The sequence below is a fragment of the Microbacterium sp. NPDC076911 genome (genome assembly GCF_040687125.1).
GTDB lineage: Bacteria > Actinomycetota > Actinomycetes > Actinomycetales > Microbacteriaceae > Microbacterium.
The window spans coordinates 18,348-30,358 of record NZ_JBFBMP010000010.1 but is presented as its reverse complement, the minus strand read 5'-3'; the positions used below and the strand labels follow the sequence as shown (position 1 = coordinate 30,358).

Genomic DNA, 12,011 nt, shown 5'->3' with positions numbered 1-12,011 from the left:
GGCGAAGCTGCGTGAGGTAGGCAACGAGAATTCCCACCACGAGGGCGGCTTCGAGGCCTTCACGCAAACCGATCAGGAATGTAGCGAGCACAGTGCTCCGGTTCGACAAGCGGATAGAATCTTACTGAGGTAAGGCTTACCTCAGTAAGGATAGGTCGCCCTTACCTTCGACGCAAATCCCGCGCCTAGCGCCGCTACCACTGATCGGTCACCATGCGCGGCGGCGGTGGTCCTTCGGGGAGGGCGCCTGCGACTCGCCCCCGCGACGCTCCATCTAGTCCACATCCTTTGCGATGCGGGCGTTCAAATACAAGAACCCTGCCTCGAGGAGACAGGGTTTCTGTGTTGGGCTTGGAAGCGCACTGGCTTAGTAGTCGACATAGTCAGCAAACCCTGGGAGCGTGCGGACGCCTCGACGCTTCGCGGCTTGCTCACCGGCGGACACCGGCGGTGCGACATCGTCGCGAAGCTCACCGGTTGCAGTGAACGCCCACAGGGAGGTTGCCGGAATGGCTCGCGGTTGCAGATCGAGAGCCTCGAGTAGGTCCATGACTTTTCCGACTGTGGGTTGGGGTTCTAAGCCAGTATGGGTTCATGCCCGAAACGCATCCCGATCCGGCCGTAGCGGCCCGACTGTCTGCCGCCTTCGCCGCGGAGGAATTGACCTTGCGATCGGCCTTGGACCGCGCCCGTGCGGACTTCGACCATCGAGGAGTTCGAGGTGATGCCTTGGAACGAGCTGTCCGTCACTTTCTTTCAGGCCATCTACCGCGGAAGTACGCCGTTGGAACGGGCGAGACGATCGATCGTCTCGGACACAGAAGCAGCCAGCTTGATGTCGTCGTGCTAAACGATGAGCAACCGTTCGTGCATGAGCTCGACACGAGCGGGCTCTACCTCATCGAAGGGGTCGCCGCGGTTGGAGAGATCAAGACTCGACTCGGGACAACAGAGCTAGTCGACATTCTGGCGAAGGGGCAGCGACTCCGAGAGATTCAACCGACGATAGCTGCTGGCGCGGATATGCGCGGTCAGCCCAGCGACATCATCAGATTTGTAGATTCCGTTCCGTACTTCGCGTTAGCAATCGAGTCCAGCCTGACCCCAGAAACGATTCTAGAGAAGCTCCGCGAGGCCCCCGATGTGCAGGCCTGGAGCGGCAATCTGCTTCCTGCTCTTGACGCGCTATTTGTACTTGATGCGGGAGTCTTATTTCAATTTTGGGGACGGGTTGGGAGCATCACGATTCCTGATGCCTGACGGCAGCACCGGGTCGGGCTGGATCGGTCCAATATCTGAAAGCGCTCTTGTCTCTCTCTTCAATTGGCTGAACAGCACCATCTCACGAGTACGTCACGCGTCTTCGATAGCCACTCCCTACCTAGTGCCCACCAATCTGGGACGTGGGACTGACCACGACCGTTAGCTTCCGTGCCAATTTCTGTCCAGGCTTCCCGCTCAACCGCAATGGATTGCACCTACTGGCAGCGCTATGAAGCCCGTCGAATCTGGATTCGCACATCGCAAACGTGAGCACTCGACCGTTTCTCGTTCCTGAAAGGCACGAGAAACGGAGCCGATTCGGGATGCCTAAACGGATCTACGAGCTTGGTAGGTACTCATTGAACAACGAGCGGGACCACCCGAGGCTCGGCACTGCCGGCACCAACGGCACCTGCGGAATGGGGGGTACTGGCGGAACGCGACGCACGGGTGGTACCGGCGGAATGTGCGCGATCGGAAGTACTGGGCCACCTGTGCCCCCTTGTAGCCACGCAACTACATCACCTCGAGTGTCACGAAAGAGTCCAGTGCGCAGAACGCCAACGTTCTGACCTCCCAGGCCATGCACTGATTCACCGCGCACCCAACCAACCACGGCGCCGCTAAGGCTTCGGACACGGTCTTCCTCGAACCATCCGACAACAGCTCCGCTGCGGTCAAAGATTGGATTCATAGGGCCATCCTAGAGATGGATCCCTGCAGTGGGCCAGATTTCAGGATCGCTGGCCGACACGTGAAACTTTCTGACCACTACGCCCTCGAAGGAAACGCGCACCGATACTCCGTTGAGGGGCGCACTGGGGCACTGTGAAGCGCGACGGTAAAACCTACGAGCGATGGCACCACACGCCCACCGTCAAGTGTGATGCTCGCATCTGGTTTCACGTCGACGGTCGGCGTGTGGTGCTAGAGCAGGTCCACGCGCGGCACCCCAACGAGACGAAGTAGGACGTCCCAGCGCCTACGGGCCCGGAACGTGTGAGTTCAGGCATCAATGTGACTTGTTATGAAAGCGAACACGTCTTAGGCTTTCATTGTGGACACTGAAATGTTTGTCAACCCCGACATGGGAGCACTTGTGCCCATATCGGGTACTGATCCCTACCTTGGCGCGTGGAGTCATCGCGCATTCGTCCCTGCGCCCCTGCCCCGCGACACACCGAAGTTGGCTGGTGAGACCTACATGGCAGTGGCTGACGCGCGCGCGTCACTAGCGGCGCTCGACAACACAGCGACGCAGTTGCCGAATCCGCAGCTGCTCCGCCACCCCGCGCTACAGCGGGAGGCGCAGAGCACTTCGGCCCTGGAAGGAACGTACGCGCCCCTGGAGTCTGTGCTGACCGCGGACGAGGATAGTCCCCGAACGCCCGAGCTGCGTGAAGTGCTGAACTACGTCAGGATGGCAAACGATGGCTTTCGGCATGTCTCCGAAGGGCACCCTATTTCAGTGTCATTTCTGAGCGCCGCTCAAGGGATGCTTATGGACGGTACGCCTTTGGTTGGTGAGTCCGGGCACGTGCGCGATTCTCAGGTTGTGATTGGTCGGCGGCCCGATGCGCCCGTGGGTGGTTTCCCTGTCCAGGCTGCACGGTTCATCCCGTCGCCCCCTGGCCGGGACCTGGAGATGCGTCTGCGCGATCTTGCTGACTGGATGCAGGCGGATCATTCGGGCCGCGTTGACCCTGTCGTCGCGGCCGCGATGGCGCATTACCAGTTCGAGACGCTGCACCCGTTCCGTGATGGAAACGGGCGCCTCGGACGGTTCCTGGTTGTCGTGCAGCTGCTTCATGACAAGGCGTTGTCCGAGCCGACGTTGACTGTGTCACCGTGGTTCGAAGCGCGTCGCGCGGAATACTACGATCGACTACTCGGAGTGAGCACCGACGGTGACTGGGACTCATTCATCACGTTCTTTGCGCGCGGTCTTCAGTCCGCTGCTGATCAGACACACCAACAGATGAAAGAGCTCGTCGCGGTCCAAGGAATTCTCAAGGATCAGATCCGTGCGTCACATCTCCGCGCAGATTCTGCACACGCGATCGTGGATTTCGCAATTGCGAACCCCACTTTCACGATCAGTCGCGCTGAAAAGGCGCTCGAACTGTCGTACCAGCGCGTGAACAAGCTCGTCAATCAGCTGGTCGAACTAGGGGTGCTCAACTCGTTTCAGGGGACAGGGCGCGGACGCGGACGTCGGTTCTACGCGCCGAGGGTTCTGAAGACACTTACTGAGACGATGTGATTCTTGACAGTCCAACAATCAAGACGGGAGGCAACTTCGTGTCTCGTTGACACTGTCCTAGTGACTACCGAAGATGCGAACGGTCTGCTTCCTCGTCATCGAAGCCGCGTCGAGCCTCTTCAATCCTTGGCATGTGCCGTGCCGCCCATTCCAGCAGCACGTCGACCGGTGGCCTCAAAGTCTTCCCAAGGGCAGTGATGCGGTATTCCACCGCAACCGGTCGTGTGTCCAAGACCACCCGGGTGACGATTCCGTTTCGCTCCAATCGACGCAGAGTTGCAGTCAGCGACTTCTGCGTGACCGACGGGATCGCGCGCCGGAGCTCACTGAATCTGGCGGGCCGTTCGCAGAGTTCGTTCAAGACCTCTAGAGACCACTTATCTAAGACTTGATCGAGCAACGCCCTATGCGGAGCGCTGATCTCGAAAGCGTCGGCGGGGTCCTGATCGGTATCGTCCACGACACCAAGTCTCGTTGAAGGTACCGACAAGAACCAAGTATCAAAGGTATACCGACTATTCCAACGAGCAAGGACACCACTATGACTGTGCAGCTTTCATCCCCAAACCCTCTTATGCCAGCCCCATATCACCATGTCGCTGTAGCGACCGGGACGCGGCAGGTGCACGTTGCTGGCCAGATCGCTCGGGACTCTGACGGTGAACCCCTGGCACCAGGGGATCTTGAAGGGCAGGTCGGTCACGCTCTGCGTAACGCCCACGCTGGGTTACAAAGCGCCGGCGCAAGCTTCGAAGACGTGGTTCGTCTGACTTTCTACGTCACGGCGTGGGCCCCGGAGAAGATCGAAGCCTTCATGTCTGGTGTTCATTCCGTCGCCGAAGAGGTGGGGCTGCCCATGCCGATGCCGCCTGCATCCCTGATTGGGGTGGACTCCCTTTTCGAACCAGACGTCCTAGTGGAGGTCGAAGCGACAGCAGTCATCGATTAGATCTGTCGGTAGCCAGCGTCTCCCCGGAGTCTCACCAGCTCTGGGGAGACGGCCGAAACCTGCCGGAGAATCGCCAATTCTCGTCGAGCTCCTTCCGTACAAGGGTGAGATCATGCTCGCAGTGGCCAGCGAATACAAGGTGACAGATGGGCCTTCTGCCAGTGAGTCAGTCGTACGCGGCTTCGCGAACGAAGTGGCCGTGATGACCCTTCTGCCATACGCACGTCAGGCGGTGTCGGATATGTCCACCCGAGTGTTCGGCAAGCCCATCTTCATGCTCACGATTGACCGCGGCGAAGTCGGCTTCGATCTCGACGAACAGCCTAAGTAGTGAATGATCATAGATACAGCCATGGGCACAGTACCGCTCGAGGCCCCGCGGCCGAGCTACCTGGAAGGCCACGTTGAGGATCCTGAGAAGGAGCTCGCACGCGCCCGCGAGATCGTACGAGCCGATCGCAAGCGCCGCGCTCAGTACTCGATCAACGCGCGCACGACCCGGTCATAGCTGGCGCTCTCTCGCTTCGGAGCGAGAGAGCGGGCATGATGAGCACTATGTCCTCCCCAAGGCGACGCTCGTCTGAGCTGAGCAAGCACTCTGCTGACGTCTTCGCCGAAGCAGAGCAGCGGCAGGTCGTCATCACTCGCCGAGACGGTGATGACATGGTGCTGATGTCCGAGCGTGAAGCTGACGCTCGCGCGCAGCTCCTGCAGTTGGCTGCTGACCTGATCACGGTGGCTCTTGACGAGGACGGCACTCTCGCCTCGCGCACGACTCGCAAGTTTGAATGGATGCTCGCTCTGCCAGAGGCTGATCGTACCCAGTGCGCGCAAGATCTCGTCAATGCAGCACGCGCATCGTTCTCTACCGGACAGCCTCATCTTGCGGTGGCTGAGCTGACTTCTTGGCGAGAGACGGCAACGGCGATCGCCGCCGGCCTGGCTGATAAACCCGTCGAATGGTTCGACGAGAATCAACCCGCCGAGCAGCGGTAAATATGGCGAAGAGGAAGGACGCTCGTGTCCACCGGCCGGTCATGTTCCGGTGAAGCTCGATCACGCGCTGCGCCGAAAGATCTGCCCGCGATGCGCGAGCGGCAGACGCTTTTGCAGATCCCAATGCCGCACCCGTCCATGCAGCGACGCCATCCGCGACCACGTCACGGGCTACGCCGACGGCGGCACTCATACGCCCTACGCTCTTTGCGACGGCAGCCTTGCCACGACTCGTAGCGTTTCCAGCACGAGGATGCTCAGCAAGGTAGTTTGCAGCCTTCGTGCTCAAAGCGGTCGCACTCTGGACGACCGTGTCACTGACTTCTCAAAATGACGAGGACAGGGTGCCTGCTCTTGTGATGCTGAAGCTTCGGCTAGGCGTCTCGCTCATACTTCGAAGGTTGCGGTTCCGTCAAGCTTGCCAGCGTATCCCTCGGTGTGGACCCAACGACGATTCCGTAAGTTCTGGCCGGACTGTCGTACGCCATGTCAGTCTGCAGAGATGCCCTCCGCAATCGATCCGCCGATTCTGAAGTGGGGACCATCCTGAGAGAGCGTGAAGTGTTTCTTGGTAAAAACTCGATGTTTTGGTTCGATGCCGCGCGGTTAAAGCGCTGAAAGCATGGTCAGCGGACGACTATTTCCCGGAGCGGGTGAACGCCGCTGGGATCGACAGAGTGCAACTTTAGAGGAGTCTCGTCGGATACTTGACGGCTCGGCCGTTGCGGGCGATAATCCTCACAGGGACATGTCGTCCCTGTGAGGATTGTTACTGCTCGGCAGGCGAGACCTCCACCACGGTTAGTCGTGGTGGGAGGTCTTTTTTATTGCTCGCAGGCGAGACTTCTGCAGACCATCCAATGAAGGAGGAGCTGTGGTCAGCACTGACTCAGATGTGAAACTTGCTCGAACGATCGGCGAGTTCATTGGTGGACCGGACAACGTGGCGTCGGTTCACAACTGTACGACGCGGCTTCGTTTCGTCGTACGCGATGAAGGAAAGGTCGACTTCGACAAGCTGGGCAAGACCCCCGGCGTACTGCAGGTCGTCCGGGCGGGTGGGCAGGTTCAGGTTGTGATCGGCACCCACGTTGATCGCCTACGCGACGACCTGGTGGGGCTCAGCGGCTGGGGTCGACTTGATGACAGCGCGACACCGGCAGGCAAGCGACGGCCGCTCGATGCGGTGTTCGATTTTCTCGGCGCCACATTTCAGCCGCTGATCCCCGCGATCACCGGTGCTGCTCTGGTGCAGGTCCTTGTCTTGCTAATCACCCAGTTCGGGGTGCTCTCCGCCGACAGTCCAACTGCCGGCATCCTGACGGCCACGGGCAACGCGGTCTTCTTCTTCCTGCCGGTCTTCGTGGCTTTCACCGCATCGCGCAAGCTGGGCGCCAACCCGTTCGTGGGAGCCTCTATCGCGGCTGCGCTGCTACACCCTGCGTTCACCGCCATCGGTGAGCAGGGCTCGGTGTCGGAAGCGTTCGGTATGCCGTTGTTCGTCTACTCGTATGCGAGTTCGATGTTCCCCGCGCTCTTGCTCGCGCTGGCTCTTGCAGGCCTCGACCGTGTGCTCAAGCGGGTGCTGCCGCGAGTGCTGCAGCAGGTGCTTGTGCCGACCATCGAGCTTCTGATCCTCGTGCCGCTTACCGCGCTCGTGTTCGGGCCGGTCGGTGTCGTCGCCGGAAACGGGATTGCCGGGGCGCTTTCCTGGCTCAGCGAGACCGCTCCGCTGGTGTTCTATGTCATTGTGCCGGCGCTGTGGATCTTCTTGGTGGCCATGGGTATCCATTGGGCTCTGATCTCGATCGCCCTCGTCGAACTCGCCGCCGGTAGCAGCGTCATTCTTGGCGCCGCTTTCGGCTACCAGTACGCGATGGTGGGAATCGCCGTTGGCATGCTGATCTGCACGGCACGTGACCGCAACCAGAAGCTGCGCGATACCGCAGCCGCCGCAGCGGTGTCGGTCGGCATCGGCGGCATCACCGAGCCGACGCTGTACGGCCTCGTGCTTCCGTATCGTCGAGTACTGGTGATCGAGATGATCTCGGCTGCGGCGTCCGGTCTCGTGCTTGGTTTGTTCGGTGTCTACGCGATCGGGTTCAGTCCCGCTCCCATTCTGGCCATGCCTCTGCTCGTGCCGGTCATCGGAGCGGTCGTCGCGATGGCTGTCGGGGTGGTCGTGCCGATTGTGCTGCTCCAGGTCTGGGGGTATCAGAAGCGCGGCGCCGCAGTGATCGACGAAGATGTGATGACCACCGCGCCGGTGGCGACGGGTTTCCGCGGACTCGTCGACGGCGCCGTGCGTACGGCGACGGTGACTATTGGCGCACCGATGGCGGGAACGGTATTGCCGCTGTCGAAGGTCTCCGACCCGATCTTCTCGGGTGCGTTGATCGGACCGGGCGTGGCCATCGAGCCCCGCGCGGGTCGGGTTGTCGCGCCGGTCGACGGTGTGGTTGTTGCTGCACCCGCCAGTGGGCACGCAATCGGTATTCTTACGGAGAGCGGTCTCGAGTTGCTAATCCACGTCGGTATCGACACGGTGAAGCTCGCGGGAGCGCACTTCACAACGCACGTCGCCCAGGGGCAGCGGGTCGCGGCGGGAGATCTGCTACTTGAGTTCGATGTGGCCGCTATCACCGCGGCGGGTTATTCGCTCCTCACTCCGGTCGTCGTGACGAACCTCGGCGGCGATCAGCGTCTTGACTTCGCGGCGGCCGATACCGTCGTTGAGGGCCAGCTCCTGTTTACCGTCCACCCGGCGGCCAATTAGCCGTCCACTCGACGCGGGGCCATCGGTGCGAAACGATGACCCCGCAGGAGTTCATACATGCGCATCATCACGAAGATCTTCAACAACAACATCGTCAATGTTGTCGACGGCGACGGCGACGGCGACGGCGAAGACGTCATCTTGGTGGGAGGAGGCGTCGGCTATCTCACCAGCAAAGGAAAGCCAGTTGATGAGTCCCGTGTGGAGCGCGAGTTCCACCTCACCGGCGTCGGCAAGAGCGGCGCCTTCCGGGTGCTGCTCGAAGTGCCGTACCGGGTGCTCCGCGCGACATCCCGTGTCTCCGAACTGCTCGACAAGACCTACGGTATCCGTCTGCCGGCGACGGTCGAAGTGGGTTTGGCGGACCACCTCGCTCAATCGATCCGCCGCATCGATGACGGCATCCCTCTCTACAACTCGATGTTGTGGGAGACGAAGATGACCTACCCCGCCGAATTCGCGATCGCTTTGCACGCCCTGGACATCATTCACGCGGACCTCGGCTGCAAACTACCTCTCGATGAGGCCGGATTCATCACACTGCACTTGGTCAACGCCGGCCTGCTTGGCGACCCCGGCCGGGCAATGACTCTCGGCACAACCATCCGGGCGATCATCGACATCGTTCGCGTCGACCTCGGTATCGACGTCGACGGATCGACTACAGCGAGCGCGCGATTTCTTACACACATAAAGTTTGTCGTGCAGCGACTCACACGCAACCGCGTTCATCACGGCGCCGCAGACGATTACTACACGATGCTGATCGCCGACAACCCCCAGCTCTACGCCTGCGCGAGTCACATCGGCGGCTATCTCGACGGGGCCTTCGAAGCCGGCGTCACCGACGAGGAGAAGATCTACCTCCTCCTGCACCTGATCACCCTTCGCGACGAACAGCGCCGCGCGGCCGACATCTGAGGAACGGGAACCATCCGATGCCCCAACTCATCGTTCAAGCAGACGACATCGCCATAACGCATGGCACTACCCTCGGCATCCTCGACGCGATCACGAACGGCATCGTCCGCGCAACCGGCATGTTCGCCAACTGCCCGGACGCGGAGTTCGCGGCCTCTAGACTGCGCGCACTGAAGGACGTCGACGTCGGAATCGACCTCAACTTCGTCACCGGCGTCCCCATCTTGTCGCCCGGCGACATTCCGGGACTGGTCACAGCAGGCGGCCGATTCCGAAGCTCCGGCGAGATTCGCGCAGCTCACCGCGTTATCGGTGGCGACGCCGTCTACGCCGAGTTCGATGTCGACCCCTTCGACGGCGATGAAACCGCAGCGGAAGCACAAGCGCAGATCGACCGATTCCAGGAGCTGATGGGTCGACCTCCCGCATATATCCACCACCACTCGTTGGTGTCGCCGATCAGCGACGAGGTCGTGCGTCAAGCGGCTGCGCAGCTCAGCCTGCCGTTCGTCGATGATCTTTACCGCATTGGTGGGCTCCCTCTCCTCCCCAACGATTGGTACGCAAAGCCCTTTCCGCTCACGGATCAAGCGTCGGCGGACGCGGTCGGGGCGATCGCCCGGCTGCTGCCGATGATCTTGGAGAACGAGGTCAGCCTCTTGATTACGCATCCCGGATTCGTAGACGCCGAGATCCTCGAGCTGAGCAGCTACTCGATCATCCGTGCCCGCGATCTCGAGCTCGTGACCTCGCCCGCCGCACGTCAGTTGCTGGCCGACGCAGGAGTCGAGGTGACGAGTTTCACGCAGAGCGGCATATTCGCCGCGTAGGTGACGCCGACCAACGGCGGAAGTCGCGCCGAGTTGAATCGCCTCAATCATGCATCCTTCAGTGCCACCGCCGCTTTCGCGATTGTCGGTGCTTCGAGTTCGAGGGGCAACGATACGCCCGCCCCGCGAACAGTGAATACGCGGAGGATCCGATCGAGTCTCTGGGGAGCGTCATGAACGCGAGCGTTCTCGGCTACCTGCGTCAGAATCCCGACCACGGCCTGGGGGCGCTAGTGGAAGCGGGTTCGATCATTGCCGATCCACCACGCGATGTGGCATTGCGTGGGCAGCGGGTGGGCTACAGCGCTGATGACTTGCAGGTGACCGAGATGATCCCGCGGGTGAACCAGGTGCTGGGGGAGGTCTAGTAGTTCGGTGGCGGCCGCCCAGGCGCGCATCGGGGTCAGGGTGGATTTCGTCGTGGTCATCTATTGGGTCAGGCGAGTGCGGTACGAATGACTTCGCGTTCCCACCCACGAATTCGAACCCGCACGACTTCCCGGTCGAGCGGATCGATTCAGTCGAATAACGCTACAACCGCCGAAATTTTTCGTATTTCTTCGGAAACAAGAGTGAAATGCGTCGCGCTTAGCTTCTTCCTCAGGCCCGGTTGCGATATTTTGCTACATCCTCCGATAAATGCCGGGTGCTCCATTTCATGTTCCACTCACTGCTCCACCCTCATCCTTAGGAGTCCTGCGTGCCCAACATCACCTGCTCACGCTCAGCCCGGTACATCACCAGCATCGCGGTCGTGACGGCCGCCACCCTTCTCGTCACAGGCTGCGGCCGCTCGGACGACGAGGCCACGACGGTATCCAGTTCCGCCATCGATGACTCGCCCGCCACCGGTACGGTCACGCTTTGGGCGCCTGACGGTGATGCCACGGTTATTGAAGACATCCTCGTTCCGTTCGCGGAGGCCAATCCCGACCTCGACGTCGAAGTGACTCTTGTGCCGGCAGACGAATATACGACCAAGCTTCAAGCTGCCATCGCAGCTGGTAAAACTCCCGATATCGCGCAGCTTTACACCGAAGCGCAAGCGCAGTTCCTTGACCCAGCGGTCTTCGAAGCGGTACCTGATGGTGTGGCGACATCGACCGACTTCTTTCCAGGTGCGTGGGACGCGGGCGTGCTCGATGAAACGCCATACTCGGTGCCGTGGTACACATACACGCGAGTGCTTGTCTACCGTGACGACTTCGCCGACGCGGGCGGTGTCACGCCGCCGACGTCCCAGGCAGAGATGGTCCCCTTCCTAAAAGGGTTGGAAGATGGGGGCGCTGTCAAGGGGATTGGTACGGACGTCGGGTGGGACGGCTACAACGGTCAGGCCATTGCTCTTTACACATGGCAGAACGGCGGAGATATCTTGAGCGCCGACGGCAGCGAGTGGACGCTCGACACGCCGGAGGTTGTGGAGGCGATCACCTACAACGCATCGTTCTTTGCTGAAGGTGTCGCTTCGCCTGACGGCCCCCTGTTCCTCGACGCGATCCCCTACTTCCTCGAAGGCAAGACTGGTGCGATGGTGACAGGCCCTTGGGTGCTCAACCAGATCACTGGTGCTACGGATGAGCCTGACTGGCTTGCTGAACATGTCGCGACGGCGCCGCTTCCCGCGGGTTCGGCGAACAACGTCGGAACGGTCGGTGGCGGTAGTTGGGGTGTGCTCACCGACACGGAAAACTCGGACGCCTCGTGGAAGGTTGTGCGCTACTTGACGGAGCCTGAGACCCAGATCGCACAGTACAACGCCTTTGGTTCAATGCCTGCAGTGCAGTCAGCGTGGGACGATTCCTCGATCGCGGACCAGCCACTGCTAGCGGCGTTCTTCGACCAACTGCAGAACACTGTCTCATTTCCGCAGTCCTCAACATGGCCTCAGGTTGCTGCACACATCGGTAGCGAGTTTGAAACAGTCGTGCGGGCTGGCGTATCGCCGGAGGAAGCAGCAGCCAACATCCAGTCCTTTGCCGAAAACCTCGGCACAGGGACGGAGTAAACAAA

Annotated in this window: 14 protein-coding genes; 11 read left to right on the top strand and 3 right to left on the bottom strand. The window is 60.8% G+C overall.

Annotated features, from left to right (window positions below):
- Together AB0O81_RS13550 and AB0O81_RS13545 are read right to left on the bottom strand one after the other, a co-directional pair.
- Positions 1–91: FTR1 family protein (locus tag AB0O81_RS13550; protein WP_363584830.1), on the bottom strand; the 91-nt coding region annotated here is incomplete at its 3' end.
- Between the two features lie 276 nt (positions 92–367).
- Complete coding sequence (locus AB0O81_RS13545) at positions 368–550, bottom strand: hypothetical protein (protein WP_363585127.1); 183 nt, start codon at positions 548–550, stop codon at positions 368–370.
- Positions 551–594: 44 nt separating this feature from the next.
- On the opposite strand from AB0O81_RS13545, the gene AB0O81_RS13540 reads away from it, so the two are divergent.
- Together AB0O81_RS13540 and AB0O81_RS13535 are read left to right on the top strand one after the other, a co-directional pair.
- Positions 595–1,260, top strand: coding sequence for a DUF6602 domain-containing protein (locus tag AB0O81_RS13540; protein ID WP_363585125.1), 666 nt, complete (start codon positions 595–597; stop codon positions 1,258–1,260).
- 1,060 nt (positions 1,261–2,320) lie between these two features.
- Positions 2,321–3,526, top strand: coding sequence for a Fic/DOC family N-terminal domain-containing protein (locus tag AB0O81_RS13535; protein WP_363585123.1), 1,206 nt, complete (start codon positions 2,321–2,323; stop codon positions 3,524–3,526).
- A gap of 64 nt (positions 3,527–3,590) precedes the next feature.
- Here the strand turns inward: AB0O81_RS13535 and AB0O81_RS13530 are convergent, their stop codons facing one another.
- Positions 3,591–3,986 (bottom strand): helix-turn-helix domain-containing protein, encoded by a 396-nt coding sequence (locus AB0O81_RS13530; protein WP_363585121.1) that lies wholly within the window; start codon positions 3,984–3,986, stop codon positions 3,591–3,593.
- A gap of 81 nt (positions 3,987–4,067) precedes the next feature.
- Between AB0O81_RS13530 and AB0O81_RS13525 the strand changes: the two genes are divergently transcribed.
- The 9 genes from AB0O81_RS13525 to AB0O81_RS13485 all read left to right on the top strand — a co-directional run bounded on the left by AB0O81_RS13525 (position 4,068) and on the right by AB0O81_RS13485 (position 12,006).
- On the top strand, positions 4,068–4,475 hold the full coding sequence (locus AB0O81_RS13525) for a RidA family protein (RefSeq protein WP_363585119.1): 408 nt from the start codon (positions 4,068–4,070) through the stop codon (positions 4,473–4,475).
- A 112-nt stretch (positions 4,476–4,587) separates the two neighbouring features.
- Positions 4,588–4,806 (top strand): hypothetical protein, encoded by a 219-nt coding sequence (locus AB0O81_RS13520; protein ID WP_363585117.1) that lies wholly within the window; start codon positions 4,588–4,590, stop codon positions 4,804–4,806.
- Between the two features lie 21 nt (positions 4,807–4,827).
- Complete coding sequence (locus AB0O81_RS13515) at positions 4,828–4,983, top strand: hypothetical protein (RefSeq protein ID WP_363585115.1); 156 nt, start codon at positions 4,828–4,830, stop codon at positions 4,981–4,983.
- Positions 4,984–5,021: 38 nt separating this feature from the next.
- The gene (locus AB0O81_RS13510) at positions 5,022–5,471 is read left to right on the top strand and encodes a prevent-host-death protein (RefSeq protein ID WP_363585129.1); all 450 of its coding nucleotides are present in this window, start codon (positions 5,022–5,024) and stop codon (positions 5,469–5,471) included.
- A gap of 874 nt (positions 5,472–6,345) precedes the next feature.
- A complete protein-coding gene (locus AB0O81_RS13505) occupies positions 6,346–8,247 on the top strand; it encodes a glucose PTS transporter subunit IIA (RefSeq protein WP_363585113.1) in 1,902 nt (633 codons plus the stop codon).
- A 57-nt stretch (positions 8,248–8,304) separates the two neighbouring features.
- Positions 8,305–9,168, top strand: a complete 864-nt coding sequence (locus AB0O81_RS13500) for a PRD domain-containing protein (protein ID WP_363585111.1) — start codon at positions 8,305–8,307, stop codon at positions 9,166–9,168.
- Between the two features lie 17 nt (positions 9,169–9,185).
- Positions 9,186–9,998 (top strand): ChbG/HpnK family deacetylase, encoded by an 813-nt coding sequence (locus AB0O81_RS13495; RefSeq protein WP_363585109.1) that lies wholly within the window; start codon positions 9,186–9,188, stop codon positions 9,996–9,998.
- A 173-nt stretch (positions 9,999–10,171) separates the two neighbouring features.
- Positions 10,172–10,366, top strand: coding sequence for a hypothetical protein (locus AB0O81_RS13490; RefSeq protein WP_363585107.1), 195 nt, complete (start codon positions 10,172–10,174; stop codon positions 10,364–10,366).
- Positions 10,367–10,698: 332 nt separating this feature from the next.
- Positions 10,699–12,006 carry an extracellular solute-binding protein gene (locus tag AB0O81_RS13485; RefSeq protein WP_363585105.1) on the top strand — a complete coding sequence of 436 codons (1,308 nt, stop codon included), beginning with the start codon at positions 10,699–10,701 and terminating at the stop codon, positions 12,004–12,006.
- The last annotated feature ends 5 nt before the right edge of the window (positions 12,007–12,011 follow it).

What these genes read in the sequence shown, in the direction of transcription:
- AB0O81_RS13545 (WP_363585127.1), bottom strand. Translation starts at nt 550, where the DNA reads ATGGACCTACTCGAGGCTCTCGATCTGCAACCGCGAGCCATTCCGGCA.
- AB0O81_RS13540 (WP_363585125.1), top strand. Translation starts at nt 595, where the DNA reads ATGCCCGAAACGCATCCCGATCCGGCCGTAGCGGCCCGACTGTCTGCC.
- AB0O81_RS13525 (WP_363585119.1), top strand. Translation starts at nt 4,068, where the DNA reads ATGACTGTGCAGCTTTCATCCCCAAACCCTCTTATGCCAGCCCCATAT.
- AB0O81_RS13520 (WP_363585117.1), top strand. Translation starts at nt 4,588, where the DNA reads ATGCTCGCAGTGGCCAGCGAATACAAGGTGACAGATGGGCCTTCTGCC.
- AB0O81_RS13515 (WP_363585115.1), top strand. Translation starts at nt 4,828, where the DNA reads ATGGGCACAGTACCGCTCGAGGCCCCGCGGCCGAGCTACCTGGAAGGC.
- AB0O81_RS13510 (WP_363585129.1), top strand. Translation starts at nt 5,022, where the DNA reads ATGAGCACTATGTCCTCCCCAAGGCGACGCTCGTCTGAGCTGAGCAAG.
- AB0O81_RS13500 (WP_363585111.1), top strand. Translation starts at nt 8,305, where the DNA reads ATGCGCATCATCACGAAGATCTTCAACAACAACATCGTCAATGTTGTC.
- AB0O81_RS13495 (WP_363585109.1), top strand. Translation starts at nt 9,186, where the DNA reads ATGCCCCAACTCATCGTTCAAGCAGACGACATCGCCATAACGCATGGC.
- AB0O81_RS13490 (WP_363585107.1), top strand. Translation starts at nt 10,172, where the DNA reads ATGAACGCGAGCGTTCTCGGCTACCTGCGTCAGAATCCCGACCACGGC.